Annotated in this window: 22 protein-coding genes and 9 tRNA genes; 22 read left to right on the top strand and 9 right to left on the bottom strand. The window is 66.7% G+C overall.

Annotated elements, in window-relative coordinates:
* The first annotated feature begins 59 nt into the window (after nucleotides 1–59).
* The 5 genes from BW39_RS02870 to BW39_RS02850 all read left to right on the top strand — a co-directional run bounded on the left by BW39_RS02870 (nucleotide 60) and on the right by BW39_RS02850 (nucleotide 7866).
* The gene (locus tag BW39_RS02870; RefSeq protein ID WP_043819639.1) at nucleotides 60–2207 is read left to right on the top strand and encodes a TonB-dependent receptor; all 2148 of its coding nucleotides are present in this window, start codon (nucleotides 60–62) and stop codon (nucleotides 2205–2207) included.
* An 87-nt stretch (nucleotides 2208–2294) separates the two neighbouring features.
* Nucleotides 2295–3839, top strand: a complete 1545-nt coding sequence (locus BW39_RS02865) for a polyamine aminopropyltransferase (protein WP_034395892.1) — start codon at nucleotides 2295–2297, stop codon at nucleotides 3837–3839.
* Nucleotides 3818–5578 (top strand): FAD-dependent oxidoreductase, encoded by a 1761-nt coding sequence (locus BW39_RS02860; RefSeq protein WP_052155267.1) that lies wholly within the window; start codon nucleotides 3818–3820, stop codon nucleotides 5576–5578. The genes BW39_RS02865 and BW39_RS02860 overlap by 22 nt, the downstream gene beginning before the upstream one ends.
* A 180-nt stretch (nucleotides 5579–5758) precedes the next feature.
* A complete protein-coding gene (locus tag BW39_RS02855) occupies nucleotides 5759–6796 on the top strand; it encodes an amidohydrolase family protein (RefSeq protein WP_043819637.1) in 1038 nt (345 codons plus the stop codon).
* Between the two features lie 101 nt (nucleotides 6797–6897).
* A complete protein-coding gene (locus tag BW39_RS02850; protein ID WP_043819635.1) occupies nucleotides 6898–7866 on the top strand; it encodes a Bug family tripartite tricarboxylate transporter substrate binding protein in 969 nt (322 codons plus the stop codon).
* Nucleotides 7867–7904: 38 nt separating this feature from the next.
* On the opposite strand, the gene BW39_RS02845 is transcribed toward BW39_RS02850, so the two are convergent.
* Genes BW39_RS02845 through BW39_RS02835 form a run of 3 tightly spaced genes read right to left on the bottom strand, consistent with a single transcriptional unit; the run spans nucleotide 7905 to nucleotide 10119 of the window.
* Nucleotides 7905–8894 carry an HD-GYP domain-containing protein gene (locus tag BW39_RS02845; protein ID WP_034395880.1) on the bottom strand — a complete coding sequence of 330 codons (990 nt, stop codon included), beginning with the start codon at nucleotides 8892–8894 and terminating at the stop codon, nucleotides 7905–7907.
* A 40-nt stretch (nucleotides 8895–8934) separates the two neighbouring features.
* Entirely contained in the window at nucleotides 8935–9600 is a 666-nt protein-coding gene (locus tag BW39_RS02840) for a retropepsin-like aspartic protease family protein (RefSeq protein WP_043819633.1), read from the bottom strand.
* A 33-nt stretch (nucleotides 9601–9633) separates the two neighbouring features.
* On the bottom strand, nucleotides 9634–10119 hold the full coding sequence (locus BW39_RS02835) for a YajQ family cyclic di-GMP-binding protein (RefSeq protein ID WP_012206580.1): 486 nt from the start codon (nucleotides 10117–10119) through the stop codon (nucleotides 9634–9636).
* Between the two features lie 104 nt (nucleotides 10120–10223).
* Here BW39_RS02835 and murB point away from each other — a divergent pair, with 104 nt between their 5' ends.
* The gene (gene murB / locus BW39_RS02830; protein ID WP_043819630.1) at nucleotides 10224–11324 is read left to right on the top strand and encodes a UDP-N-acetylmuramate dehydrogenase; all 1101 of its coding nucleotides are present in this window, start codon (nucleotides 10224–10226) and stop codon (nucleotides 11322–11324) included.
* A gap of 96 nt (nucleotides 11325–11420) precedes the next feature.
* Here the strand turns inward: murB and BW39_RS02825 are convergent, their stop codons facing one another.
* Together BW39_RS02825 and BW39_RS02820 are read right to left on the bottom strand one after the other, a co-directional pair.
* A complete protein-coding gene (locus tag BW39_RS02825) occupies nucleotides 11421–11786 on the bottom strand; it encodes an SPW repeat protein (RefSeq protein ID WP_043819628.1) in 366 nt (121 codons plus the stop codon).
* A 98-nt stretch (nucleotides 11787–11884) separates the two neighbouring features.
* Entirely contained in the window at nucleotides 11885–12754 is an 870-nt protein-coding gene (locus BW39_RS02820) for an MBL fold metallo-hydrolase (RefSeq protein ID WP_043819627.1), read from the bottom strand.
* 138 nt (nucleotides 12755–12892) lie between these two features.
* Between BW39_RS02820 and BW39_RS02815 the strand changes: the two genes are divergently transcribed.
* The gene (locus tag BW39_RS02815) at nucleotides 12893–13792 is read left to right on the top strand and encodes a LysR family transcriptional regulator (RefSeq protein WP_043819625.1); all 900 of its coding nucleotides are present in this window, start codon (nucleotides 12893–12895) and stop codon (nucleotides 13790–13792) included.
* Between the two features lie 66 nt (nucleotides 13793–13858).
* Here BW39_RS02815 and argG read toward each other — a convergent pair whose 3' ends face one another.
* The 4 genes from argG to BW39_RS02795 all read right to left on the bottom strand — a co-directional run bounded on the left by argG (nucleotide 13859) and on the right by BW39_RS02795 (nucleotide 17005).
* Nucleotides 13859–15193 carry an argininosuccinate synthase gene (gene argG / locus BW39_RS02810; protein ID WP_013801583.1) on the bottom strand — a complete coding sequence of 445 codons (1335 nt, stop codon included), beginning with the start codon at nucleotides 15191–15193 and terminating at the stop codon, nucleotides 13859–13861.
* Nucleotides 15194–15311: 118 nt separating this feature from the next.
* Nucleotides 15312–15629, bottom strand: a complete 318-nt coding sequence (gene ppnP / locus BW39_RS02805; RefSeq protein ID WP_012206574.1) for a pyrimidine/purine nucleoside phosphorylase — start codon at nucleotides 15627–15629, stop codon at nucleotides 15312–15314.
* 127 nt (nucleotides 15630–15756) lie between these two features.
* Nucleotides 15757–16500, bottom strand: a complete 744-nt coding sequence (locus BW39_RS02800; RefSeq protein WP_043819623.1) for a glycine zipper 2TM domain-containing protein — start codon at nucleotides 16498–16500, stop codon at nucleotides 15757–15759.
* A gap of 127 nt (nucleotides 16501–16627) precedes the next feature.
* On the bottom strand, nucleotides 16628–17005 hold the full coding sequence (locus BW39_RS02795) for an ArsC family reductase (RefSeq protein WP_043819621.1): 378 nt from the start codon (nucleotides 17003–17005) through the stop codon (nucleotides 16628–16630).
* Between the two features lie 79 nt (nucleotides 17006–17084).
* On the opposite strand from BW39_RS02795, the gene folC reads away from it, so the two are divergent.
* From folC to BW39_RS02720, 15 genes are all read left to right on the top strand, one after another.
* Nucleotides 17085–18407, top strand: a complete 1323-nt coding sequence (folC, locus tag BW39_RS02790; RefSeq protein ID WP_043819618.1) for a bifunctional tetrahydrofolate synthase/dihydrofolate synthase — start codon at nucleotides 17085–17087, stop codon at nucleotides 18405–18407.
* 70 nt (nucleotides 18408–18477) lie between these two features.
* A complete protein-coding gene (locus BW39_RS02785) occupies nucleotides 18478–19401 on the top strand; it encodes an SPOR domain-containing protein (protein WP_043819616.1) in 924 nt (307 codons plus the stop codon).
* Between the two features lie 49 nt (nucleotides 19402–19450).
* A complete protein-coding gene (locus BW39_RS02780) occupies nucleotides 19451–19942 on the top strand; it encodes a CvpA family protein (protein WP_012206569.1) in 492 nt (163 codons plus the stop codon).
* A gap of 133 nt (nucleotides 19943–20075) precedes the next feature.
* On the top strand, nucleotides 20076–21584 hold the full coding sequence (gene purF, locus BW39_RS02775; RefSeq protein WP_012206568.1) for an amidophosphoribosyltransferase: 1509 nt from the start codon (nucleotides 20076–20078) through the stop codon (nucleotides 21582–21584).
* Nucleotides 21585–21797: 213 nt separating this feature from the next.
* Entirely contained in the window at nucleotides 21798–23012 is a 1215-nt protein-coding gene (locus tag BW39_RS02770; RefSeq protein WP_013801588.1) for an O-succinylhomoserine sulfhydrylase, read from the top strand.
* Nucleotides 23009–24415 carry a glutamate--tRNA ligase gene (gene gltX / locus BW39_RS02765; RefSeq protein ID WP_043819614.1) on the top strand — a complete coding sequence of 469 codons (1407 nt, stop codon included), beginning with the start codon at nucleotides 23009–23011 and terminating at the stop codon, nucleotides 24413–24415. The genes BW39_RS02770 and gltX overlap by 4 nt, the downstream gene beginning before the upstream one ends.
* Nucleotides 24416–24485: 70 nt before the next feature.
* A tRNA-Ala gene (locus BW39_RS02760) sits at nucleotides 24486–24561 on the top strand.
* Between the two features lie 37 nt (nucleotides 24562–24598).
* Nucleotides 24599–24674: transfer RNA gene (locus tag BW39_RS02755), tRNA-Glu, on the top strand.
* A 44-nt stretch (nucleotides 24675–24718) separates the two neighbouring features.
* A tRNA-Asp gene (locus BW39_RS02750) sits at nucleotides 24719–24795 on the top strand.
* Nucleotides 24796–24866: 71 nt separating this feature from the next.
* Nucleotides 24867–24942: transfer RNA gene (locus tag BW39_RS02745), tRNA-Glu, on the top strand.
* Nucleotides 24943–24986: 44 nt separating this feature from the next.
* Nucleotides 24987–25063: transfer RNA gene (locus BW39_RS02740), tRNA-Asp, on the top strand.
* Between the two features lie 71 nt (nucleotides 25064–25134).
* Nucleotides 25135–25210, top strand: a tRNA-Glu gene (locus BW39_RS02735).
* A gap of 44 nt (nucleotides 25211–25254) precedes the next feature.
* Nucleotides 25255–25331 (top strand) — tRNA-Asp (locus BW39_RS02730).
* A gap of 71 nt (nucleotides 25332–25402) precedes the next feature.
* Nucleotides 25403–25478 (top strand) — tRNA-Glu (locus BW39_RS02725).
* Between the two features lie 44 nt (nucleotides 25479–25522).
* Nucleotides 25523–25599: transfer RNA gene (locus BW39_RS02720), tRNA-Asp, on the top strand.
* Nucleotide 25600: the final 1 nt, after the last annotated feature.

Genomic DNA, 25600 nt, shown 5'->3' with positions numbered 1-25600 from the left:
AATGATATTCGTTTGCATTCTAAATAGAATCGCCCCCTTCATTCGAAGAGAGGGTTTCCATGACAGACCATCAAGCCGACCGCAGGGCAAGGCTTTCAGCGGGTGTGACCGCTGGCATCATCACCACCGCGCTGGCGGGCGCGGTCCATGCCCAGGAGGCCGCTCCAGCCGTTCCAGCCGATCCGGCCCAGGCACAGACGCAGCCTCAACAGGCCCACACCCTGCCCACGCTGCAGGTCAACGCTTCCCAGTACGACCCTGACGACGTGCGCCCCGAAGGCGTGACCACGGCGACCAAGACCTACCTGGCGCCCAAGGACATCCCGCAGACCATCGATACGCTGGAGGTCAACAAGTACAAGAGCTACGGCATCAACGACCTGGCCACCATGCTGGACGGCGTGCCGGGCGTGAACACCACCTACGACATGCGTGGCGAGGGCGTGTACATCCGCGGCTTCAAGGCCGACGAGAGCGACATCTACCGCGACGGCGTGCGCGAAAGCGGCCAGGTGCGCCGCAGCACGGCCAATGTGGAGCGCATCGAGATCCTCAAGGGACCGGCCTCGGTGCTCTACGGCCGCAGCGCGGGCGGAGGCGTGGTCAACATGGTGAGCAAGCAGGCGCGCTTCGACGCCAAGAGCAGCATCACGCTGCGCGGCGGCTCCTGGGACAACGTGGGCGGCACCATCGACATCAACCGCGTGCTCAACGAGAACGTGGCCGTGCGCCTGACGGCCGACCGCGAGCAGGCCCACAGCTTCCGCGAAGGCATACGCAACCGCAACGAGATGGTCTCGCCCAGCATCCTGGTGGACACCCGCACGGGATGGCGCTGGACCGGCCAGTACACCTATGACAACGTCTGGCGCGTGCCCGATCGCGGTCCGGTCTATGACCAGTTGCCAGCCGGCGTTTCCATCCGCAAGGGCTTCGCGGCACCGGGCGACTACGTGGAAGATCGCCTGCGCGTGCTGCGCTCCGACCTGTCCTATGACTTCAACAACCGCTGGAGTCTGCGCTGGGTGGCCAGCAAGCGCGAGGCCAGCCAGGACTTCGACCACTATTTCGCCGGTACCTACCGCGCCGCGACCGGCAAGATCACGCCCAACTACGCCTGGCAGCAGACCCGCAACACGACGCTGTCCAACACGCTGGACCTGACGGGCAAGTTCAGCACGGGCAGCATCAAGCACGATCTGCTGGTGGGCCTGGAGGCCAGCGAGGAAGAGCGCGCGCCGCGCGTCGGCCAGCCCGGCAGCACCTTCTCCTACGATCCGTTGCAGCCCATCGTCTGGCCCAGCCGTCCGGCGCAGGGCAATCCGACCCAGGACAACTATCACAAGGGCAAGGGCCAGGCGCTGTACATGCAGGACCTGGTCAGCCTGACCGAGCAGTGGAAGCTGCTGCTGGGCCTGCGCTACGACAGCTACGACTTCCAGAGCACCAACAGGATCGCCAATCTCACGCGCAAGACCGACGGCAACGGCTTCAGCCCGCGCGTGGGCGTGGTGTGGCAGCCGGTGCGTGAGCACAGCTTCTATGCGTCCTGGAACAAGAGCTATTCGCCCTATGGCGGCCGCGGCATCCTGACCGTGGAAACCGCCGTGGGCGCGGTGCCGGACGACGAGCCTCAGTACTCGCGCCAGTCCGAGGTCGGCGTCAAGAGCGACTGGCTGGGCGGCGCGCTGTCCACCCAGGTCTCCGTCTACCAGCTGGAGAAGTACAACATCCGCTACCGCCCCGATCCCGAGAACGATCCCTACACCTGGGCCATCCGGGGCAAGGACCGTTCGCGCGGCATCGAGTTCAGCGCGGCCGGCCGCGTGGCCAGTTCCTGGTATGTGCGCGGCGGCGTGGCCTTCATGGAGGCCAAGGTGGCTGAAGACGCGCAAAACCCCGCCAACGTGGGCCTGTACCTGCGTGACACGGCCAAGCGCAACGGCAACCTGTTCCTGCGCTATGCGCCCAAGGGACCCTGGTACGGCGAAGTCGGCGTGACCTACACGGGCAGCCGCTTCACCAACGCCGCCAACACGGCCCTCCTGCCCGGCTACACGCGCTGGGATGCGCTGGTGGGCTGGCGCCAGGACGCCTGGACGGTGACCGTGGCGCTGTCCAACCTGTTCGACAAGCAGTACTGGCGCTCCAGCTCCATGCCAGGCGCACCGCGCAGCGTTCTGGTCAGCGCCAACTACCAGTTCTGACGGCGGCGCCCGAGGCGCTGCGCTCCTTCCCGCTTTGCACGGTGTGCGTTGCACGCGGGAAGGGGCGCATCGCGCACAATACCGGCCGTGCAAACCTCAGCCCCTCTTGCCGGCGCGCAGCCGGCGCGTCCCATCGACATCGCCCTGCTGGTCAGCGTCTTCGTGATCGCGGCCTGCGGCCTGCTTTACGAACTGGCTGCAGGTGCGCTGGCTTCCTATCTGCTGGGCGACTCGGTCCTGCAGTTCTCCACCATCATCGGCAGCTATCTGTTCGCCATGGGCATAGGCTCCTGGCTTTCGCGCTATTTCGAGGACCATCTGCCCGCGCACTTTCTGCGCATCGAGCTGATGGTGGCCCTGGTCGGCGGCGCGCTGCCGGCCACGCTGTTCATTGCCAACGCCTACGCGCCCGGCGCGTTCCGGTTCCTGCTGTACGGCATGGTGCTGGTGGTGGGCACGCTGGTGGGGCTGGAGATTCCGCTGGTGATGCGCATCCTCAAGCGCAATGTGACGCTCAAGGACCTGGTGTCCCAGGTGCTGACCTTCGACTACCTGGGCGCGCTGGCCGTGTCGCTGGCATTTCCGCTGCTGCTGGTGCCCAAGCTGGGCCTGGTGCGCACAGGGCTGCTGTTCGGCTTCATGAATGCGGCGGTGGCGGTCTGGGCACTGCTGCTGTTTCGCCATGAACTGCGGCGCCCGCGCGCCCATGCCCTGGCCTGCGCGGCCGTGCTGGCCCTGCTGGGCACGGGCATCTGGGGCGCCGACCATCTGACGCGCCTGGCCGACGACCATTTCTACCAGGACCGCATCGTGCTCTCCAGCAGCTCGCCCTACCAGCGCATCGTGGTGACGCAGGGGCGCCAGGGCGCGCGGCTGTACCTCAACGGCAACCTGCAGTTCGCCCAAAGCGACGAGTACCGCTACCACGAGGCCCTGGTCCACCCCGTGATGGCCGCGCATGGTGCGCCCAAGCGCGTGGCCGTGCTGGGCGGCGGCGACGGCATGGCCGTGCGCGAGGTGCTCAAGTACCCCTCGGTGGAGTCGGTCACCCTGGTGGAGCTGGACCCGGCCATGACCGACCTGTTCAAGGACAACGCCATGCTGCGCCGGCTCAACGGCGAAGCGCTCAGCGATGCGCGCGTGCACATCCTCAATACCGATGCCTTCCACTGGCTGCAGCAGGGCGGCGATACCTTCGACGTGGTCATCGTCGATTTCCCCGATCCGACCAATTTCGCCATCGGCAAGCTGTTCACCAACAGCTTCTATGCCTTGCTGGACAAGCGCCTGGCGGCCAGCGGCTACGCCGTGGTGCAGACCACCTCGCCCCTGATCGCACGCAAGAGCTACTGGACCGTGGTGCAGACCATCGAATCCATCGGCCTGCAGGCCACGCCCTACCACGCGCATGTGCCCAGTTTTGGCGAATGGGGCTTCGTCATCGCCAGCCACCGGCCTTGGCGCGAGCCCGATGCCCTGCCTGCGGGCCTGCGCTTTCTGAGCGCGCAGACCATGGCGCTGATGTTCGACTTCCCGCTGGACATGGCGCGTGTGCCGGCCGAGGTCAACCGCCTGTCGAACCAGGTGCTGGTCAATACCTACGAGCGCGAATGGGGCAGGGTGGAGCGTTGAGCACCGGCCTCTTGCCCCTGTGGAGCCGGCGCCAATGGCTGCAGGGCTTGGCCGGCGGCGCGGCCCTGGGCCTGGGCCTGTCCGGCTGTACGCCAACGCCACCGCGGCTTGAGGACCTGCCCGGCGGATTCAGCGGCGTGGCGCTGGAGCGCGGCCATGCCTTGCGCGCGTTCTGGCAGCGCCTGGCCCAGGGCCTGGCGCTGCCGCCGCCGGCCGTGGTGCACCGTGCCAAGGTGGTGATTGCCGGCGGCGGCATGGCAGGCCTGGCCGCCGCGCGCGCACTGGAGCTGGCGGGAGTGCAGGGCGTGGCCCTGCTGGACACGCAGCAGGCCATGGGCGGCAACAGCCAGGGCGGCAGCATTGCGGGCCTGCCCTGTCCGCTGGGTGCCCACTATCTGCCCCTGCCCGGCGACGATGCGGCCGAGGTGCAGGACTGGCTGGAGGCCCTGGGTCTGCGCCAGCGCCGCGCGGGCCGCTGGCAGTACGACGAGCGCCATCTGTGCCACAGCCCGCAGGAGCGCCTGTTCTGGCAGGGCGCCTGGCATGAGGGCCTGCTGCCCGTCGATGGCGTGGCGCCGCGCACGCTGGAGCAGTACGAACTCTTTGCGCGCAGCGTGGCCCAGGAGATGGACAGGGCGGCCTTTGCCATGCCGTCCATCCGTGTCTGGCAGCGCGAGGGCCGTCTGCCCGCCGCCCATGCCGCGCTGGACGGCCAGACCATGCAGGCCTGGCTGACGAGCCAGGGCATCGATGATGCGCAGCTGATCTGGTATCTGGAGTACTGCTGCCGCGACGACTTTGGCGCGGGCCTGGCGCGCGTATCGGCCTGGGCAGGCATTCACTATTTCGCCAGCCGCCATGGTTTCTCGGCCCCGCGCCGCCAGGACGAGCGCACTGCCGAAGAGGCGGGTGATGCCGTGCTGACCTGGCCCCAGGGCAATGGCTGGCTTTCACAGCAGCTGGTGGCAGGGCTGGGCTCCACCGACCTGCAGACGGATTGCAGCGTGCTATCCATCGCCGAAGGTGCCGACGGTGTGGAGATCGACGTCTACCACCATGGCCGCCAGCAGCACGAGCGCTGGCTGGCCGCGCGCTGCGTCGTGGCCCTGCCCAGCTTCATCGCGGCACGCGTGGTGCGCGATGCGCCGGACTTCCTGCGCGCGGTGGCGGGCCGGCTGGACTGGGCGCCCTGGCTGGTGGCCAACATCCATCTGCAGCGGCCGCTGGCTGACCGGCCCGGCGCCGATCCTGCCTGGGACAACGTGCTCTTTGCCGATCCGAATGCGGGCGGTCTGGGCTACGTGGACGCGGGCCACCAGGGCCTGGACCGGCTCACGCCCCGGCCCACGGTGCTCAGTTACTACCAGGCGCTGGGCGACTGGCCTGACGGGCGTGCGCAACTGCTGGGCCAGCCCTTCGGCTTCTGGCGGGACCGCATCGTCGGCAGCCTGCTCGTCCCCCATCCCGACCTGCTGCACAAGGCCACGCGCATGGAGATCACGCGCTACGGCCACGCCATGGCCATTCCCCGGCCTGGCGACCAGCAACTGCTCAGCCAGGTGGCGCTGCAGTCGCTCCACCGGGGCCGCAGCGCGCAGTGCGCCGGCGAGCGCGTGGCCCTGCTGCCCACGCCGGGCACGAGACGCCTGTGGTTCGCGCATTCCGACTGGGCCGGCTACTCGGTGCTGGAAGAGGCCTTCACGCGCGGCCACCATGCGGGCCTGTGGGCCGGCGCCTGATCTCCATACCGACCTCTTTCGTGGATTCCTGATCGCCGGGCAAGCTGCTGCCGGTTCGTCGCTGGCCGCGTCCGCCAGCGGGTTTGCCCTTGTCCGTGTGCCGTAGATGCCTGGCTATAGTTCTATTTGATAGATCTTAATTCTGTCAGATAGAACTTTGAAAAAGGGTACGAAACGCACATGGGCAACTATCTACCGGTGAGGCCGGATTGGCTGGGCCTGCACGAGGAGGAGATCCTTGAGCCATCGCTGGCCATCGTCGATGCCCACCACCATTTCTACGATCGACCGGGCTGGCGCTACCTGGCGGACGAGTACCTGGCCGACGCGGGCTCGGGCCACAGGGTCCGTGCCTCGGTCTACATGCAGGCGCTGACGCGCTACCGCACTGCCGGCCCGCAGGCGATGCAGCCGGTGGGCGAGACCGAGTTCGTGGTGCAGGCGGCGGAGGACGTGCAGGAGCACAGGCAAGGCCATGCGGCCTGCGCCCTGGCGCAGGGCATCGTCGGATATGCGGACCTGCGCGCCGGTGCGGCGGTGCGCGAGGTGCTGCTGGCCCATCTGGAGGCCGGCAAGGGGCGCTTTCGCGGCATCCGGCACCTGGCGACCTGGGACGCGGACAGTTCCCTGGTCAACCCCCTGACCGCCGCGCCGCAGGGCCTGCTGCTGGACCGGGCCTACCGGCAGGGCGTAGCGCAGTTGGCGCCGCTGGGGCTTTCCTTCGATGCCTGGCTGCTTTTTCCGCAGCTGCCGGAGCTGCTGGACCTGGCACTGGCCTTTCCGCAGACAGCCGTGATCATCAACCACTGCGGGGGCGTGGCGCGCATCGGCGCCTATGAAGGCCGGCATGCCGAGGTGTTCGAGCGCTGGAAGACCTCCATGCAGGCCCTGGCCCGGCTGCCCAATGTGTACGTGAAGCTCGGTGGGCTGGGCATGCGCATCAACGGATTCGGCTTCGAGAAAGCGGACAGGCCTGCGGCCTCGGAGCAACTGGCTGCGGCCTGGAGACCGTGGATGGAGACCTGCATCGAGGCATTCGGCGCCGACCGCTGCATGTTCGAGAGCAATTTCCCGGTGGACAAGGGTTCCTTCAGCTACGCCACCTGCTGGAACGCCTTCAAGCGGCTGGCGGCGGGCGCAAGTGCCGCCGAGCGCCAGGCCCTTTTCGAAGGAACGGCAAGCCGCGTGTACCGGCTGGGCCAGGCGCAGCGCGAATGACGCTGCATCACCGGAACCATCTGCCTCGCCTGCCCCATCGATCCCATCTCACCTGACTCACCCGACTTATTCGTCCAAGCCATCATTCCAAGGAGACCGCCATGCCATCCCTCATCTCTCGTCGCGCCATGCTGGCGCTGGCCGGCACAGCCTGCCTCGCCCCCACCTGGGCGGCGGCCCAGGGCAAGCCCGTGACCATCATCGTGCCGTATGCGCCGGGCGGCAGCGCCGATCTGGTGACGCGCGTGATCGCGCAGTTCGCCGCGCCGGGACTGGGCTCTGCCTTGGTGGTGGACAACCGCACCGGCGGTGGCGGCGTGGTGGGCTGGAGCGCGGCCGCACGTGCCGCGCCCGACGGCCAGACGCTGCTGACCGTGGAGCTGTCCTATGCCATTGCAGCCGGCCTGATGCCGAACCTGCCCTTCGATCCGCGCAAGGCGTTCACCCAGGTCACCACGGCGGTGAAGGTGCCCCATGTGCTGGTGGTCAACCCCCAGGTGCAGGCGCGCAGCGTGGGCGAGTTCATTGCGCTGGCCAGGGCGCAGCCCGGCAAGCTCAACTACGGCTCTGGCGGAAACGGCACCAACACCCACCTGGCCGGCGAGCTGTTCAAAAGCGCAACGGGCGCGGATCTGGTCCATGTGCCGTACAAGGGCGCGGGCGCCGTGCTGGCCGACCTGATGGGCAACCAGGTGCAGGCCCTCATCACTTCGGTCCCCACGGCGCTGCCCTACATCCGAAGCGGCAAGCTCAGGGCACTGATGGTGACGGGCTCGGAGCGCAATGCAACGCTGCCTGATGTGCCTTGTGCCAAAGAGGCCGGCATCCCCGCCATGGACATCGACTACTGGATTGGCATAGGCGCCCCGGCCGGCACGCCTGCGGCCGCCGTCGCCCGGTTGAACAAGGAATTCAACGCGGCACTGGCCCAGCCGCAGGCCAGCCGGAAGATGGCGGAGATGGGGCTGTCCGTGGTGGCGAACACGCCCGAGCAGGCCACGCAATGGGTGCAGAACGAGATACAGCGCTGGAGCGCCGTGATCCGGCAGGCGGGCATCAAGGCCGATTGACGACCGATTTAAGGCCGATGGCCGGCCGGCAGGACGCGCTACAGCGGACCCGGCACCTGCACCATGCGGTACAGCGACTGGCTGCCGCGTGCGGCGAGCACGCCCAGCTGCGCCAGCGTGCGCGGGTCCAGCTCCAGCGTGATGGCGGCGCGCGCCAGTGCCGAGCGGATGCGGGGGCCGTCCTCGCCTTCGTGGATGACGGGCGGGTAGAGGCTGGCGCCGTCGGCGCCGATCACGCTGGCCACCAGCGGCGGCTGCGGCGGCTCGCCACGGCGCAGCACCACGGCGATGTCGCCGTTGTCCAGCCGCACGTAGGTGCCGGGCGGGCACAGGCCCACGGCGCGCACCAGCGCAAAGCCCACCTCGTCGGAGTAGCGCTGCTGCTGGGTGAGTGCGCGCAGCGACTCGGCGGCGCTGCGGCCTTCGCGTGACTTGCGCGGGCTGATCAGGGCCGCGTAGCGGTCCACCGTGCCCAGGATGCGCACCAGGCGCTGCACCGGGGGCAGTGTGGCCAAGGGCTGCTGGGGCACGGCTTCATGGTGGCGGGCCACCAGTTCCAGCCACAGCGCGTCGTTGACGAACAGACGCGCCAGCAGGGCCTGGCTTTGCAGCGGATGGCGCTGCACGGCCTGCTGCTGGGCGGGGGTCAGCGGCTCGCGCTGCAGCGCCAGTTCGTCCTGCAGCGCGTTCATGCCGATGTTCATGGTCAGCGCGCCGCGTACCAGGGTGCGGTGCTCGGTCTCGTTCAGGCGTAGCTCGCGCGCCAGCACATGGCACAGGCAGGCGCAGACCAGGGCATGGGAGGCGCTGTAGCCCACGGTGGAGGAGCAGGCGCGCTGGAACATCAGGTACAGCGCGGCATCGCTGTCGTGGGCGATCAACTCCTGCAGCCACAGGTCGATCTGCTGCAGCTTGACCAGGAAGCCCTGCACCTGCAGCGGCGCGGACAGCAGCACGGACAGCGCGGCCTCCAGGTCGGACCACAGGCCCAGCAGGTCTTCGTAGGAATCGTCGGGGCGTCGGCTCATCGGTGGCGGGGTGCGGAAAACGGGGCGCGTGCAGGCCGCATCAGCGCCGCTCCAGCACCATCTCGCTGCCCTGGCGGGTCATCTGGACGTGGGCCAGAAAGCTGTTTCCCAGCAGCACATAGGGCATGGCAAGAGGGGCGACCACGGCGTCCACGCCAAAGACCTCGACATCGCCCACGCGCACCGAGTCCAGCCGCAGGCTCCAGCCTTGGGCGTCGCCATTGGCGGTGCGCATCATCACGGGCTGGCCCTTGAGAAAGGGCAGGCCCATGCGTTCGGCGTCGGACCGGCCTATGGCGACCGAGCTGGCGCCCGTGTCCACCATGTACACCATGGTCTTGCCATTGATCTGGCCGCGTTCGATGAAATGGCCCCGGTTGTCGGCCTTGAGCACCACGCGCCGGCCAAGCGCGGGATCGCCCGCTGCCGCGCCCCGGCCGCCCAGGCTGATGGGCGCTTCGCCCAGGCGCAATGTCTGGCGACGGCCCTTGATCTCCACCTCGGCCGTGTCGCCCGATACCTGCAGCACGCGCACGTCCTGCAGGCTGTCGCCGGCCGCCAGAGCGCGTGGCGTGCCGCCGTCGATGACCAGCAGGGCCTTGCTGCCTAGCACGCCGCTGAGCGCCACGGACTGCGCTGTCGCCGGTGGCGGAGCCAGCACGGCAACGCCGGCCAGGCTCAGAAGTACGGCACGCAGGTGACGCATGGGGCTTGTGGTGCAGGGGCGGATGCCGGGCGATCAGTCGCGGAAGTTGTTGAAGGACAGGGGATGGTCGGCCAGGTCCTTGCGGATCAGGGCCATGGCCGCCTGCAGGTCGTCGCGCTTGGCACCCGTGACGCGCACGGCGTCGCCCTGGATGGCGGCCTGCACCTTGAGCTTGCTGTCCTTGATCAGCTTTTGCAGCTTCTTGCCCAGCTCGGCCTCGATGCCGTTCTTGACCTTGATGGTCTGCTTGAGCTTGTCGCCGCCGATCTTCTGGGCCTTCTGGATGTCCAGGAAGCGCACGTCCACGCTGCGCTTGGTCAGCTTGTTGCGCAGGATGTCCTCGACCTGCTGCAGCTGGAAGTCGGCATCGCCGAACAGCGTGATTTCCTTGTCCTTGAGCTCGATGGCGGCCGAGGTGCCCTTGAAGTCGAAGCGCGTGCCGATTTCCTTGGCGGTGTTCTCCACGGCGTTCTTCACTTCGACGAAGTCGGCTTCGCACACGGTGTCAAAAGAAGGCATGGCAAATATTTCCTGTAAATGTTCTGAAAAAGTATCGCAGCGCGGGACCGGGCGATGCGGGCACGGTGCCGGAGGCGTGGGGACGCGGTGCGACAATCCGGCTGATGTTAGTCGAGAAAAATGTTCCGCTGCAGCATTGCAACAGCTTCGGCATCGCCGCCCGTGCCCACACCCTGGTGCGTGTGCGCAGCGATGAGGATATTCGCCATTTCCTGGCCGATCCGCTGTGGGGCCGCCAGCCCGTGTTCGTGCTGGGTGGCGGCAGCAACGTGGTGATCACGGGCGATGTCGATCCTGTGGTCCTCAAGATGGAAATAGCGGGCATGCGCCTGCTGCGCGAGACCGAGCGCCACTGGATCGTCGAGGCCGGTGCCGGCGAGCGCTGGCACGACCTGGTGGCCTGGACCCTGTCGCAGGGCTATGGCGGCCTGGAGAACATGGCGCTGATTCCCGGCACCGTGGGCGCATCGCCGGTGCAGAACATCGGCGCCTACGGGCTGGAGCTGCAGGACCGGTTCGAGTCGCTGGACGCCATCGACCTGGCCACGGGTGAATCCTTCACGCTGGATGCCGCGCAATGCGCCTTCGGCTACCGCGACTCGGTGTTCAAGCACGCCCCGGCCGAGCCCACGCCCGTGGCGCGGGCGCGCATGAGCGGCGTGCCGCCGCGCGGCATGGGCCTCAAGGGCCGTGCGGTGATCACGCGCGTGCGCCTGGCCCTGCCCAAGGACTGGAAGCCCGGCCTGGGCTACCTGGACCTGCAGCGCCGCCAGGCCGAGGCCGGCGTGGCCGAGCCCACGGCCCGCCAGATCTTCGACTGGGTCTGCGAGATCCGCCGCGCCAAGCTGCCCGATCCGGATCAGATCGGCAACGCCGGCAGCTTCTTCAAGAACCCGACGGTGACGCCCGAGCAGTGCGCCGACATCATTGCGCGCGAGCCCAAGATCGTGCACTACCCCATGGACGACGGCTCCATCAAGCTGGCCGCCGGCTGGCTGATCGATGCCTGCGGCTGGAAGGGCAAATCCATGGGCCGCGCCGGGGTGTATGACAAGCAGGCCCTGGTGCTGGTCAACCGGGGCGACCGGCACAGCGTGGACCGCAGCGTCACCGGCGGCGAGGTCATGACGCTGGCCGGCGCGATACAGACCAGCGTCTACGAGCGATTCGGCATCCGCCTGGAGCCCGAGCCCGTCGTGGTCTGATCGATCGACGGCCTCAAGAAAACAGCGGCCCGCAGACCGTGGAGGCCTGCGGGCCGCTTTGCTTGCTTTGTATCGGCGCTTCAGTGCTTCAGCGCATCAGTGGGCGGAGTGGCTGCTGCGCCAGCTCATGTAGTCCTTGTCGGTCATCAGCACCCACAGCGCCAGCACCATGACCACCACGCCGGACACCACGGCATTGCGCATGGCATCCATCTGGCCGGCAAAGCCCAGCGCCCAGGGCGAGATCACCATCCACAGTCCCAGCAGGCCTTCGGTCCATTCCTCCCACGCGCGGGGCATGAAGATGGCCCCCAGCGCAGCGGCAATCAGCGCCAGGCCGATGACCACGCCATTGGCCGTGGGCGCCATCTGGTCCTGGAACCCGAGCACCCAGGGCGAGACCGCCAACCAGGCTCCCAGCAGGACATTGATCGGGTCCTGCCAATGCTTCATGTATTTCATGGCTGCACCTCCTGCCGCCACGACGAATGAGGGCGGCAACTCGTTGGATCAAGGCCGCAGCATGCAGGTTCCATGAGGATTTTTGTGAAAGTACCTGCTTACCAGGGCATCTCGCCCTTGTTCACCTTGGCGCCAATGTCCAGCGACAGCGCCATGCCGGCCTGCGGGTAGGCCTGCTTCATGGCACCGATCAGCTCGGCACTGTTTGCGGCCTTGGCGGCGGCGGCTTCGAAACGCTGGAGATAGTCGCGTGTATAGGCGATGGCGCTGGCGTCCATGGCGGTGCCGGCCTGCATGTGGCCGGGCACGACGACGGCGGGCTTGAGGGCCTGCATCTCGTCCAGCTGCGCCAGCCAGGCCTTGCGCTCGGCGCTCTTTTGCGTGTCCGCCGTCCAGACATGCAGGTTGCCGAACACGCCCACGTTGCCGACGATGGCCTGCAGCGCAGGCACCCAGACATAGGGGCGATGGGCCAGCGGGCCGGTGGTGCCGCGCAGCTCCAGCATCTGGCCGTCCACGGTCACCGTATTGCCCTGCAGGGCTTCGGGCAGGACCGGCTTGCCGGGTGCGTTGGCGCCCATCTTGGGGCCCCAGAAGGCCAGCTTGCCCTGCAGCTTGGACTCGATCTTCTCGCGCACGGCGGGCGTGGCCACGACCTTGGCCTGCGGGAACAGGTTCTTCAGCACCTCGGCGCCGAAGTAGTAGTCGGGATCGGCATTGCTGATGAGGATGGTGGTCAGCTGCTTGCCGCTGTCCAGCACATTGGCGGCAATGCGCAGGCCATCGGCGCGGGTGAAGCCGCTGTCCACGACCACGGCCTCCTTGGCGCCGGTGATCAGGGTGGAGGTCACGGCAAAGCTGTGTTCGTCGGCCTGGTAGACCTTCATCTGCAGCGGGGCGGGCGCCTGGGCATGGGACAGGCCGGCCGACAGGGCCAGGGTGAGCGAAAGCACGGTGGTGCGAAGCATGTCGATTTCCTTTGAAAAAAGCACAAGACAGAAAACGGGTGGCAGCGCCGTGCTGCCATGGGTGGTACTTTAGTTTTTGAAATCGAGCAGATAAACCGCAGAATATGCGCTTGTTTGTTGCAAAAATCGAGCAGATCCATGGACCGATTGCTGGCGATGCAGGTGTTTGCCACGGTGGCCGAATGCGGCAGCTTCACGGCGGCGGCCGAGCGGCTGGACCTGTCGCGTGCCATGGCCACGCGGCATGTGGAGTCGCTGGAGCAGTGGCTGGGCGCGCGCCTGCTGCACCGCACCACGCGCCGCGTCTCGCTCACCGATGCCGGTGCACAGTGCCTGCGCTACAGCCAGCAGATGCTGGCCCTGGCCGATGAGGTGCAAAGTGAAATGCGCTCGGGCGACAGCCAGCTGCGCGGCCTGCTGCGCGTGACCTGCAGCATGTCCTTCGGCCATGCGCAGATGGCGCCGGCCATTGCGCAGTTCATGCGGCAGCACCCGCACCTCAAGATCGACCTGCTGGTGGACGACGGCGCGCTGGACCTGGTGCAGCAGCGCATCGACCTGGCCATACGCATCAGCGCCGATCCGGGCGCCGCACTCATCGGCCGGCCGCTGGCCGTGTGCGAATCGGTGCTGGTGGCTTCGCCTGCCTACCTGGACGCGGCAGGGCGGCCGCAGACACCGGCCCAGTTGCAGGCCCACCGCTGCCTGGGCCATATGCGCGTGGGCCGCAATGTCTGGCAATTGGCGCGGCGTGACGATGAGAGCGATGAGCAGCAGATCGCCGTCACCACCTGGTTCAACGCCAACGAAGCCACCGTGCTGGCCGCCGCCGCCGTCGAGGGCGCGGGCATCGCCTTCCAGCCCACCTACCTGGTCCAGCCCATGCTGCAGGCCGGCGAGCTAGAGCTGGTGCTGCCGGACTGGCGCCCGCAGCCGCTGACCGTGCATGCGCTGTACAGCTCCCGCCGCCACCTGCCGGTGGCCGTGCGCGCGCTGCTGGATTTTCTCGTGCAGCGCTTCGAGGGCGCGCGCTGGTAGCAGGGGCGTAAAAAAGCCGCCTTGCGGCGGCTCTTGGCAATCTGCGGCAGGGCGCCGCAGAGTGGCTTATTCCTTGCCGCCCAATTGGGGCAGGGCGGTGCTGGTGCCCAGCGACAGCAGGCCGGCCTTGGAGTAGATGGCCAGCTTGTCGCGCGTGTCCATCAGGTCCAGGTTGCGCATGGTCAGCTGGCCAATGCGGTCGGCGGGGCTGAAAGGCGCGTCCTCGACCTTTTCCATCGACAGGCGCTCGGGAGCGTAGGTCAGGTTGGGCGATTCGGTGTTCAGGATGGAGTAGTCGTTGCCGCGGCGCAGTTCCAGCGTCACGGTGCCGGTCACGGCGCGGGCCACCCAGCGCTGGGCGGTTTCGCGCAGCATGATGGCCTGCGGGTCGAACCAGCGGCCCTGGTACAGCAGGCGGCCCAGGCGCAGGCCGTTGATGCGGTACTGCTCGATGGTGTCCTCGTTGTGGATGCCGGTCACCAGGCGCTCGTAGGCGATGTGCAGCAGGGCCATGCCGGGGGCTTCGTAGATGCCGCGGCTCTTGGCTTCGATGATGCGGTTCTCGATCTGGTCGCTCATGCCCAGGCCGTGGCGGCCGCCGATGCGGTTGGCTTCCAGGAACAGCTCCACGGGGTCGGCGATTTCCTTGCCGTTGATGGCCACGGGGCGGCCTTCGTCAAAGGTCACCGACACTTCCTCGGCCTTGACCTCGACTTCGGGCTTCCAGAACGCCACGCCCATGATGGGGTTGACGATGCGGATGCCGCTGTTCAGGAACTCCAGGTCCTTGGCCTCGTGCGTGGCGCCCAGCATGTTGCTGTCGGTCGAGTAGGCCTTCTCGGCGCTCATCTTGTAGCCGAAGCCTTCCTTGGTCATGAAGGCCGACATCTCGGCGCGACCGCCCAGCTCGTCGATGAAGGTCTGGTCCAGCCAGGGCTTGTAGATCTTCAGCGCGGGGTTGGTCAGCAGGCCGTAGCGGTAGAAGCGCTCGATGTCGTTGCCCTTGAAGGTCGAGCCGTCACCCCAGATGTTGACGTCGTCTTCCTTCATGGCGGCCACCAGCATGGTGCCGGTCACGGCGCGGCCCAGGGGCGTGGTGTTGAAGTAGGTGATGCCGCCCGTGGAGATGTGGAAGGCGCCGGCCTGGATGGCGGCAATGCCTTCGCCGGCCAGCTGCGAGCGGCAGTCGATCAGGCGGGCCTGCTCGGCGCCGTACTCCATGGCCTTGCGGGGGATTTCGTCGTAGTCGGCCTCGTCGGGCTGGCCCAGGTTGGCCGTGTAGGCGTAGGGCAGGGCGCCCTTGTTCTTCATCCAGCGCAGGGCAGCGCTGGTGTCCAGGCCGCCCGAGAAGGCGATGCCGACCTTCTGGCCGACGGGAACGTTTTGCAGGATGGTTTCCATACGATGCTTCTCTCAATAACGATGGCGGCTGGCGTGCGGGACGCGGCTGCCGGAAAACACGGAAGGCGCCTGGGCGCCGTCAGGTCGAATGCGTCGGTCTGCTCAGGCGCTCAGGCGCTTAGGCGTAGTGGCAGATGTAGTGGTAGGCCTCGGTCACGCGGATGTCGAACTTGGAGTTCGCAGGCACCTGGAAGGACTCGCCGGCCTTGGAGGTGAGCCACTGGTCCGAACCGTCGAGCTTGTACTCGCAGGAGCCGGCCACGCATTCCATGATCTCGGCAGCGGCCGTGCCGAAAGTCAGCTGGCTGGGCAGCACCACGCCGGCAGACTTCTTCGTGCCATCGGCCAGCGTGAAGCCGTGGCTGATGCATTTGCCGTCGAAATAGACATTGGCCTTGGTGGTCAGGGTGATGCCAGAGATGGTTTCGGTGGTCATGGAAGCTGGGCAGAGGGTGGACTAAACCGCCCATTTTAGGCCAGCACCCGGCCGCTGCCCGTACGTGCTGGCCGCCGCCATGCAAAAAGCCCCTTGTCGGGGCTTGCGGGGCGAGCGCATGGCGGCCTCAGCGGCGCCAGCCATGGCGGTAGCCGCCGCGCCAGCCGTGATAGCTGGGGCGCGAGGCGTAGTACACGCCGGCAGCAAGGGCTGCACCAATCACCACGGGCGCCACATAGTCACCGGCCGAATACACCGGTTGCACCGGCTGGGCCGGGTAGTAACCACCGTCGTAGTAATTGTTTTCATAGACCACGGGCGGCGGCACGGGCGTGGTGGAGTACGCGGCCTGGGGCGGCTGGTTGGTGCTGTAGTAACCATTGCTGCCGTAGGCGCCGCTGTTGGCGGCGGGCTGCACGCTCAGTGCAATCCAGTCGCCAGGCGGCGTGGTGGTCCGCGTCGTGTAGTTGCGGCCCGCGTACTCATAGACCACGTCGTAGGCCACGGCGCGGTTCTGGTAGTAGGTCTGGGTGGTGCAGTTGCGCACCGTCTGGTATTGGGGCTGCTGTCCCGAGGCTTCAGCCTGGTTGCCCAGCATGGCGCCGCCAATCACGCCGGCTGCCGTGGCCGCAGCGCGTCCGCCGCCGTGGCCAATGGCGTTGCCCACCACGCCGCCCGCCAGCGCACCCAGCACGGCGCCCGCGCCCGAGGTGCTGCGCTGGCCCGAGTAGACGTTCTCATCGCGGCAGACCTGCTGGGGCACGGCCACCTGTTGCGTCACCGGGGTCACGGAAAGCACCCGGCCTTGCTCCTGGGCCAGGGCTACGGTGGCGGTCGTGGCCGCCAGCGTCAAAAGAACCAGGGATTTCATGATTGCACTCCTGTTGCGCTGGCGGTACTTCCTGCCAGGCTCCATGCAAGTGTATTCCTCGGGCCCGAAAAGCAGTTTGCGGCCGCGTAAATCCACGTAATAAGCTGTTCCAGGCCTGACGGCAGTGTTAGCGCTTGCCCTCGTGGGCCAGCTCTGCCCAGGCGTCGGGCGCAAAACCCACGGTGATGCGTCCCTGCGGCCATTGGACGACCGGGCGCTTGATGACGCTGGGCTGCTGCTGCATGAGGGCGGCGGCACCGGCCGCATCCTGGGCGCCGGCCTGGGTGTCGGCATCGAGCTTGCGCCAGGTCGTGCCCTGGCGGTTGAGCAGCTTTTCCCAGCCCACGGCCTGCATCCAGGCGGGCAGTTGAGCGGCAGGGACGCCCTGTTTCTTGAAGTCGTGGAATTCGTAGGCGATGCCCTGGTCGGTGAGCCAGGCGCGGGCCTTCTTGACGGTGTCGCAGTTGGGAATGCCGTAGAGCGTCACAGTGTTTGAGGTGGTCATGATTGGTTGCAGTTGCCGCAGTCCGCGGATGGCGAGGACCCCATAAGGACACTGTCCCTGGGTAACAATAGCGCGCAGTATGCACACCTCATTTCCCACATTGGATGCATGGCTCGCATATTGCGAGCGCCTGCACCCCAAGAATATCGCGCTGGGCCTGGATCGCGTGCGCGAAGTCGCCCAGCGCCTGGACCTGCGTTTCGACTGCCCAGTGATCACGGTGGCGGGCACCAATGGCAAGGGCTCGACCTGCGCCATGCTGGAGGCCGTGGCGCTGCAGTCGGGCTTTCGTCCCGGCGTCTACACATCGCCGCATCTGGTGCATTTCGAGGAGCGCTGCCGCGTGGGCGGCGAGATCGTGAGGGCCGCCGAGCTGCTGCCGCAGTTCGAGGCCGTGGAGCAGGCGCGCGTGCAGGGCACGGAAGTGGCGCTCACCTATTTCGAATTCACCACGCTGGCCATCCTGCGGCTGATGAGCCAGTCCAGGCTGGATGTGGCGATTCTCGAGGTGGGCCTGGGCGGGAGGCTGGATGCCACGAACGTGATCGACGCCGATTGCGCCGTCATCACCAGCATCGACATCGACCATGTGGAATTCCTGGGCCCGGACCGCGAGAGCATCGGCCGCGAGAAGGCCGGCATCATGCGCGCCGGCCGGCCGGTGGTGGTCAGCGATCCCATGCCGCCGCAAAGCGTGCTGGACCATGCACAGGCCATTGGCGCCGATCTCTGGCGCCTGGGCCAGGACTTCAACTTCTCGGGCGACAAGCAGCAGTGGGGCTGGGCCGGGCGCGGGCGGCGCTATGCGGGCCTGGCCTATCCGGCGCTGCGCGGCGCCAACCAGCTGGTCAATGCATCGGGTGCGCTGGCCGCGCTCGAAGCCATTCGCAGCCGCCTTCCGGTCACGGCCCAGGCCGTGCGCACGGGGCTGGCCATGGTCGAGCTGCCGGGGCGTTTCCAGATCATTCCGGGCCAGCCCACGCTGGTGCTGGACGTAGCGCACAACCCGCATTCGGTGGCGGCGCTGACGGCCAACCTCGACGCCATGGGCTACTTTCCCTGCACGCATGCGGTGTTCGGCGCCATGCGCGACAAGGACCTGGCGCCCATGCTGGGCAGGATCGCACCGCTGATCGACCGCTGGTACCTGACCGACCTGCCCACGCCGCGTGCCGAAAGCGCCGAAGTGCTGCGCCAGAAGATCGAAGCCCTGCCGCCCGCGCCCGGCGTGCCCCGCGAGCTGTCGGTGGCCACCTTCGCAAACCCGCAGCTGGCGCTGGATGCAGCGGTTCTGGCCGCAGGTCCCACTGATAGAATCGTGGTCTTTGGCTCGTTCTTCACGGTGGGCGGCGTGCTGCAGGACGGCCCGCCCCGGCTGAACGCCAAGCATCTGGGCACCTGAATCCAGTGATCCGCACCGCAGGCGGCCATCGTGGCCGCTGTGGTGGCCGATATGAACGAGTCCGCACTCCATGGCATTTTTCAATTTTCGTTGGCCCGGCAAAAAAGACGACGGTGATTCGTCGTCCGCATCGAGGCGGCCCACACGGCTGGGACAGGCGGAAAGCGTCGATGTCATGCGCCGCCGGGCGCGCCACCGCCTCATCGGCGCTGCCGTGCTGGTCCTGGCGGGCGTGGTCGGTTTCCCCCTGCTGTTCGACACCCAGCCGCGTCCGATTCCCGTAGACATCCCCATCGAGATTCCTGACCGCGACAAGGTTGCGCCCCTGGTCGTGCCCGGCGCCAATGCCGTGGATGCCCATTCGCATGGCGCGGCTGCGCCGACGGGCCGCGTGTCGGCCCAGGCCTCGCTGGGTGCCGATGAGGAAGAGGTTCCCATGGGCAGGCCTTCAACGCCGTCCGTGCCGTCCGTGCCTGTGGCGCCTCCCGTTTCCCAGGTGGCTCCGGTCAAGCCTGAAGCGAAGCCCGAGGCAAAGCCGGAGCCCAAGCCCGCGGCCAAGCCCGAGCCCAAGCCGGAACCCAAGCCCAAGCCTGAGCAGCCGAAGCCCGAACACAAGCCGGAGCCCAAGCCCGAACCGAAACCCGAGCCCAAGCCAAAGCCCGAACCCAAGCCCGAGCCGTCCAGGAGCGACGATGCCGCGCGTGCCCGGGCCCTGCTGGAAGGACGCAGCGCGCCCGCCGCTTCAACGGCGGCCGCGGCGACGGACGAACGCTTCATCGTGCAGGTCGGTGCCTTCTCCGACGCCGGCAAGGCCCAGGAAATCCGCGCCAAGCTGGAGCTGGCGGGCCTGAAGACATTCACGCAGGTGGTGGACACCAAGGACGGCAAGCGCACGCGGGTGCGTGTGGGCCCGTTCAACGGCCGTGCTGAAGCAGACAAGGCGGCGGCGCGCGTCAAGGGCCAGGGCCTGCCGGCGTCGGTGATCAAGCTCTGACGCGGTGACGTACATCTTGCAAAGCAGCACGGGCGCACAGAAATAGCGTATGTCCACGGTGGACTGGGTTTTGCTGGCCTGCGTGCTGGCCTCGATGCTGCTTGGCGCCTGGCGCGGGCTGGTGTACGAGGTACTGTCTCTGCTGGGCTGGCTGGTGGCCTTTGTCGTGGCCCGCATCTGGGCGGCCGACGTGGCGCTGTGGCTGCCCATGCAGGACTGGGACATGCAGCTGCGCTACGCCGCAGGCTTTGTGCTGTTGTTCGTGCTGGCGCTGTTCGGCTGGGGCCTGGTGTCCTGGCTGTCGCGCCGGCTGATCGAGGCGGTGGGGCTGAGGCCCGTGGACCGCACGCTGGGCGCGCTGTTCGGCGTGCTGCGCGGGGCGCTGCTGGCCCTGGTGGCAACGATGGTGATCAGCTACACGCCGCTGCACCAGGGGCAGTGGTGGCAGGATTCAGCCCTGGCGCCATGGCTGATGCAGGCGCTGGCTGTGGTTTTGCCACAGCTGCCGCAGGAATGGGGACGCTATCTGCCGGCTGCATGACAAGGCGCTGCAGCGCAGGAGTCAGCTGGCAGAAACAGTTTGGATAGAGAAATCGGGCGCAGGCGTGGCCAATGGGTGGCTGCTACGGCCCAGACAGCGAAGGGCGACCTTCGCAAACGGATGGAACGCAACTATGTGTGGAATCGTTGGTGTAGTCAGCACCGCGCCCGTGAATCAACTGATCTATGACGCCCTGCTGCTGCTGCAGCACCGTGGCCAGGATGCCGCAGGCATCGTGACCCAGCAGGAGCGCAAGTTCTTCATGCACAAGGCCAAGGGCATGGTGCGCGACGTGTTCCGCACCCGCAACATGCGTGCCCTGCCGGGCACGGTGGGCCTGGGTCAGGTGCGCTACCCGACGGCCGGCAACGCGACCAGCGAGGAAGAGGCCCAGCCCTTCTACGTGAACGCGCCCTTCGGCATCGTCATGGTGCACAACGGCAACCTCACCAATGCCAAGCAGCTGCGCGAGGAGCTGTCGGACACCGACCACCGCCACACCAACACCGAGAGCGACTCCGAAGTCCTGCTCAACGTGCTGGCCCACGAGCTGGCCCGCGCCAGCAGTGGCGCGCCGCTCAAGAGCGAAGACGTGTTCCAGGCCGTCAGCGCCGTGCACAAGCGCATCAAGGGCTCGTATGCGGTGATCGCGCTGATCGCCGGCTACGGCCTGCTGGCCTTCCGCGACCCGTTCGGCATCCGCCCCCTGTGCATGGGCCGCGGTGCCGACGGCTCGGTGATGCTGGCCAGCGAGTCCGTGGCCCTGGAAGGCACGCTGCACCAGCTCGAGCGCGATGTCGCCCCGGGCGAGGCCGTGTTCGTGCACAGCGACGGCCAGGTCGAAACCCGCCAGTGCTCTGAAAAGAGCGAGCTGCACCCCTGCGTGTTCGAGTACGTGTACCTGGCCCGCCCGGACTCCGTGCTGGATGGCATCTCCGTCTACCAGGCCCGCCTGAACATGGGCGAGACGCTGGCCAAGCGCGTGGTCTCCACCGTGCCGCCCAACGAGATCGACGCCATCATCCCGATTCCCGAATCCAGCCGCCCCAGCGCCATGCAGCTGGCCCAGCTGCTGGGCATTCCGTACCGCGAAGGCTTCGTCAAGAACCGCTACGTGGGCCGGACCTTCATCATGCCGGGCCAGTCCTCGCGCAAGAAATCGGTGCGCCAGAAGCTCAACGCCATCGGCAGCGAGTTCAAGGGCCGCAAGGTGCTGCTGGTGGATGACTCCATCGTGCGCGGCACCACCTCCAAGGAAATCGTGCAGATGGCGCGTGATGCCGGTGCCGTCAAGGTCTACCTGGCCTCGGCAGCGCCTCCGGTGCGCCATCCCAACGTCTACGGCATCGACATGCCCACGCGCGCCGAACTGGTGGCGCATGGCCGCACGGTCGAGGAAATCCGTCAGGTCATCGGTGCCGACGCGCTGATCTACCAGGACGTGGCTGCCATGAAGCAGACCGTGGGCAAGATCAACCCGCAGGTGCAGGGCTTCGAGGCCTCGTGCTTCGATGGCGTCTACATCACGGGCGACATCTCCGAGGACGAAGTCACGGCACTCAATGAAGGCCGCAACCGCGGCGGCGAGGAAGAGTCCAGCGACGCCTCGCGCCTGTCCCTGCCCAACGCCCAGGAAGCCTGAGCCCGAGCCTGAGTCAGAGCGATCGGGCTTCAGTGACAATACGGGGGCGGGCCTGAGGCCCGCCCTTTTTTGACAAATGAGCTAAAAGCGCTGGTGCTGGAGGACTGCAGGCTGCAACGCCCAGCAAGTCCCCAGGTGACAAGTGTTTCTAGCTCCTTTTTTCCGGGCACCGCCGCCATCGGCGGGCCGCGCCCGACCCCAAGGACCATCAACGTGACGAACAAGACACTTCCCGAAGGCCTGCATCCCGATACGCTGGCCCTGCGCGTGGCCGTGGAACGAAGCCAGTGGGGCGAGCACAGCGAAGCCCTGTACATGACCAGCAGCTTTGTGCAGCCCGACTGCGCAACGGCAGCGCGCCGCTTCGCCAACGAAGAGCCCGGCTACACCTACAGCCGCACCTCCAACCCCACGGTGACCAGCTTCGAGCAGCGCCTGGCCGCCATGGAAGGCACGGAATGCGCCGTGGCCACGTCCACCGGCATGTCGGCCATCCTGCTGGTGGCGCTGACCACGCTCAAGGCGGGCGACCATGTGATCTGCTCGCAGTCCATGTTCGGCTCCACCATCAAGCTGCTGGGCGGCGAGATGGCGCGCTTCGGCATCGAGACCAGCTTTGTCTCGCAGACCGATGTGCAGGCCTGGAAGGCCGCCATCCGTCCCAACACGCGATTGCTGTTCGCCGAGACGCCGACCAACCCGCTGACCGACCTGTGCGACATCGCCGCGCTGGCCGAACTGGCGCACGCCCATGGCGCGCTGCTGGCGGTGGACAACAGCTTTGCCTCGCCCGCGCTGCAGCGGCCCGCCCAGTTCGGTGCCGACCTGGTCGTGCACTCCGGCACCAAGCTGCTGGACGGCCAGGGCCGCGTCATGTCGGGCGCCGTCTGTGGCACGACGGCACTGGTGGACAAGGTCATGGGGACCTTCCTGCGCAGCGGCGGCCTGAACCTGGCGCCGTTCAACGCCTGGGTGGTGCTCAAGGGTCTGGAGACGCTGTCCCTGCGCGTCAAGGCGCAAAGCGCCGCCGCGCTGGAGCTGGCCACCTGGCTGGAGGCCCATCCCAAGGTCGCCCGTGTCTACTACCCGGGCCTGGCCAGCCACCCGCAGCACGAGCTGGCCATGCGCCAGCAAAACGGCATGGGCGGCGGCGTGCTGTCCTTCGACGTGGTGGGCGAGGGCGCCGAGCAACTGCGCGCCAATGCCTTCCATGTGGCCGACAGCACCCTGGTGTGCTCGATCACGGCCAACCTGGGCGACGTCAAGACCACCATCACCCACCCGGCCAGCACCTCGCATGGCCGCCTGAGCGAAGAGCAGCGCCGTGCCGCCGGCATCGGCCAGGGCCTGCTGCGCATCTCCGTCGGACTGGAATACCTGGGCGACATCAAGAACGATCTGTCCCGCGGACTGGATACCCTGCAATGACACAAAAAGTACGAACCCGTTTTGCCCCGTCTCCCACGGGCTTCATCCACCTGGGCAACATCCGCTCGGCCCTGTATCCCTGGGCCTTCGCGCGTGCCACGGGTGGTGATTTCATCCTGCGCATCGAAGACACCGACGTGGAGCGTTCCACCCAGGCTTCGGTGGACGTGATCATCGAAGGCATGGCCTGGCTGCAGCTGGACCATGACGAAGGTCCCTTCTATCAAATGCAGCGCATGGACCGCTACAAGGAGGTGCTGGCCGGCCTGCAGGCTTCGGGCCATGTCTATCCCTGCTACATGAGCGTGGAAGAACTCGACGCCCTGCGCGAGCGCCAGATGGCCAACAAGGAAAAGCCGCGCTACGACGGCACCTGGCGCCCTGAAGAAGGCAAGGTGCTGCCGCCCGTGCCCGAAGGCGTGCGCCCCGTGCTGCGCTTCAAGACGCCGCAGGGCGGCGTCGTGGCCTGGGAAGACAAGTGCAAGGGCCGCATCGAGTTCCAGAACAGCGAACTCGATGACCTGGTGATCGCGCGTCCCGATGGCACGCCCACCTACAACTTCTGCGTCTGCGTGGACGATATGGACATGGCCATCACCCATGTCATCCGTGGCGACGACCACGTCAACAACACGCCGCGCCAGATCCACATCTTCGAGGCGCTGGGCGCCAGCGTGCCCGTGTTCGCCCACCTGCCCACAGTGCTCAACGAGCAGGGCGAGAAGATGAGCAAGCGCAACGGCGCCAAGGCCGTCACCCAGTACCGCGACGAAGGCTACCTGCCCGACGCCATGGTCAACTACCTGGCCCGCCTGGGCTGGAGCCATGGCGACGACGAAATCTTCAGCCGCGCCCAGTTCCTGGAGTGGTTCAACCTCGACCACTTGGGCCGCAGCGCAGGCCAGTTCGACGAGGCCAAGCTGCGCTGGGTCAACGCCCAGCACCTGAAGGCGCTGGACGATGCGGCCTTGGCAGAGCTGGTGCGCCCCTTCGTGCTCAAGACCGGCCTGGACCAGGCCCTGCTCGACGCCGACGACCGCCTGCCGCGCATCTGCGCCCTGTTCAAGGACCGCTGCGAAACCCTGGTCGATCTGGCCGGCTGGGTGCGTCTGTTCTATGTGGAAGCCTTCGACCGCAACGCCGAAGACCTGGCCAAGCATGTGACCGACGCCGTGGCGCCCGCCCTGGACGCCTTCGCCGAAGGCATCGCCTCGGTGGAGTGGAGCAAGGAAGCCATTGCCGCTTTGATCAAGGAAGTGCTCAAGGCCCAGGGCCTGAAGATGCCGCAACTGGCCATGCCGGTGCGCGTGCTGACGCTGGGCACGGCGCACACGCCTTCGGTGGACGCGGTGCTGGAGCTGCTGGGTCGTGAAAAAATTCTGGCCCGTTTGAAAAACCGCTAAAAACCTGTCTATAATTCGAGTCTCTGATGCAAACGCAGCAACTAACAAGAAGCAGCGATTGCAGCATGAAGGGGGTATAGCTCAGCTGGGAGAGCGCTTGCATGGCATGCAAGAGGTCATCGGTTCGATCCCGTTTACCTCCACCAAAATTGAGACTTGAGTATTTACGCAAGTTCTAGGATTGACCCTATCGTCTAGAGGCCTAGGACATCACCCTTTCACGGTGAGTACCGGGGTTCGAATCCCCGTAGGGTCGCCAAGTTTGCAGCACTTGGCTCGAAAGAGCGCAAAAGCTGTCTGCCAGGAGTGGTAGTTCAGTTGGTTAGAATACCGGCCTGTCACGCCGGGGGTCGCGGGTTCGAGTCCCGTCCACTCCGCCAAAATTTGCCGCTTGGTATGTAAGCGCCTTTGAAAAACGAAGGCGCTTTTTTATCGGCGGATCATAGGCTGTGACCCTATCGTCTAGAGGCCTAGGACATCACCCTTTCACGGTGAGTACCGGGGTTCGAATCCCCGTAGGGTCGCCAAGTTTGCAGCACTTGGCTCGAAAGAGCGCAAAAGCTGTCTGCCAGGAGTGGTAGTTCAGTTGGTTAGAATACCGGCCTGTCACGCCGGGGGTCGCGGGTTCGAGTCCCGTCCACTCCGCCAAAATTTGCCGCTTGGTATGTAAGCGCCTTTGAAAAACGAAGGCGCTTTTTTATCGGCGGATCATAGGCTGTGACCCTATCGTCTAGAGGCCTAGGACATCACCCTTTCACGGTGAGTACCGGGGTTCGAATCCCCGTAGGGTCGCCAAGTTTGCAGCACTTGGCTCGAAAGAGCGCAAAAGCTGTCTGCCAGGAGTGGTAGTTCAGTTGGTTAGAATACCGGCCTGTCACGCCGGGGGTCGCGGGTTCGAGTCCCGTCCACTCCGCCAAAATTTGCCGCTTGGTATGTAAGCGCCTTTGAAAAACGAAGGCGCTTTTTTATCGGCGGATCATAGGCTGTGACCCTATCGTCTAGAGGCCTAGGACATCACCCTTTCACGGTGAGTACCGGGGTTCGAATCCCCGTAGGGTCGCCAAGTTTGCAGCACTTGGCTCGCAAGAGCGCAAAAGCTGCCTGCCAGGAGTGGTAGTTCAGTTGGTTAGAATACCGGCCTGTCACGCCGGGGGTCGCGGGTTCGAGTCCCGTCCACTCCGCCAG

Origin of the sequence: Delftia sp. RIT313, assembly GCF_000632165.1 — a bacterium.
GTDB lineage: Bacteria > Pseudomonadota > Gammaproteobacteria > Burkholderiales > Burkholderiaceae_C > Comamonas > Comamonas acidovorans.
This window is presented reverse-complemented; position numbering and strand designations above follow the sequence as displayed.

Coding starts and splice junctions, on each gene's coding strand:
- BW39_RS02870 (WP_043819639.1), top strand. CDS start 60: ATGACAGACCATCAAGCCGACCGCAGGGCAAGGCTTTCAGCGGGTGTG.
- BW39_RS02860 (WP_052155267.1), top strand. CDS start 3,818: ATGGGGCAGGGTGGAGCGTTGAGCACCGGCCTCTTGCCCCTGTGGAGC.
- BW39_RS02855 (WP_043819637.1), top strand. CDS start 5,759: ATGGGCAACTATCTACCGGTGAGGCCGGATTGGCTGGGCCTGCACGAG.
- BW39_RS02850 (WP_043819635.1), top strand. CDS start 6,898: ATGCCATCCCTCATCTCTCGTCGCGCCATGCTGGCGCTGGCCGGCACA.
- BW39_RS02845 (WP_034395880.1), bottom strand. CDS start 8,894: ATGAGCCGACGCCCCGACGATTCCTACGAAGACCTGCTGGGCCTGTGG.
- BW39_RS02840 (WP_043819633.1), bottom strand. CDS start 9,600: ATGCGTCACCTGCGTGCCGTACTTCTGAGCCTGGCCGGCGTTGCCGTG.
- BW39_RS02835 (WP_012206580.1), bottom strand. CDS start 10,119: ATGCCTTCTTTTGACACCGTGTGCGAAGCCGACTTCGTCGAAGTGAAG.
- murB (WP_043819630.1), top strand. CDS start 10,224: ATGTTAGTCGAGAAAAATGTTCCGCTGCAGCATTGCAACAGCTTCGGC.
- BW39_RS02825 (WP_043819628.1), bottom strand. CDS start 11,786: ATGAAATACATGAAGCATTGGCAGGACCCGATCAATGTCCTGCTGGGA.
- BW39_RS02820 (WP_043819627.1), bottom strand. CDS start 12,754: ATGCTTCGCACCACCGTGCTTTCGCTCACCCTGGCCCTGTCGGCCGGC.
- BW39_RS02815 (WP_043819625.1), top strand. CDS start 12,893: ATGGACCGATTGCTGGCGATGCAGGTGTTTGCCACGGTGGCCGAATGC.
- argG (WP_013801583.1), bottom strand. CDS start 15,193: ATGGAAACCATCCTGCAAAACGTTCCCGTCGGCCAGAAGGTCGGCATC.
- ppnP (WP_012206574.1), bottom strand. CDS start 15,629: ATGACCACCGAAACCATCTCTGGCATCACCCTGACCACCAAGGCCAAT.
- BW39_RS02800 (WP_043819623.1), bottom strand. CDS start 16,500: ATGAAATCCCTGGTTCTTTTGACGCTGGCGGCCACGACCGCCACCGTA.
- BW39_RS02795 (WP_043819621.1), bottom strand. CDS start 17,005: ATGACCACCTCAAACACTGTGACGCTCTACGGCATTCCCAACTGCGAC.
- folC (WP_043819618.1), top strand. CDS start 17,085: ATGCACACCTCATTTCCCACATTGGATGCATGGCTCGCATATTGCGAG.
- BW39_RS02785 (WP_043819616.1), top strand. CDS start 18,478: ATGGCATTTTTCAATTTTCGTTGGCCCGGCAAAAAAGACGACGGTGAT.
- BW39_RS02780 (WP_012206569.1), top strand. CDS start 19,451: ATGTCCACGGTGGACTGGGTTTTGCTGGCCTGCGTGCTGGCCTCGATG.
- purF (WP_012206568.1), top strand. CDS start 20,076: ATGTGTGGAATCGTTGGTGTAGTCAGCACCGCGCCCGTGAATCAACTG.
- gltX (WP_043819614.1), top strand. CDS start 23,009: ATGACACAAAAAGTACGAACCCGTTTTGCCCCGTCTCCCACGGGCTTC.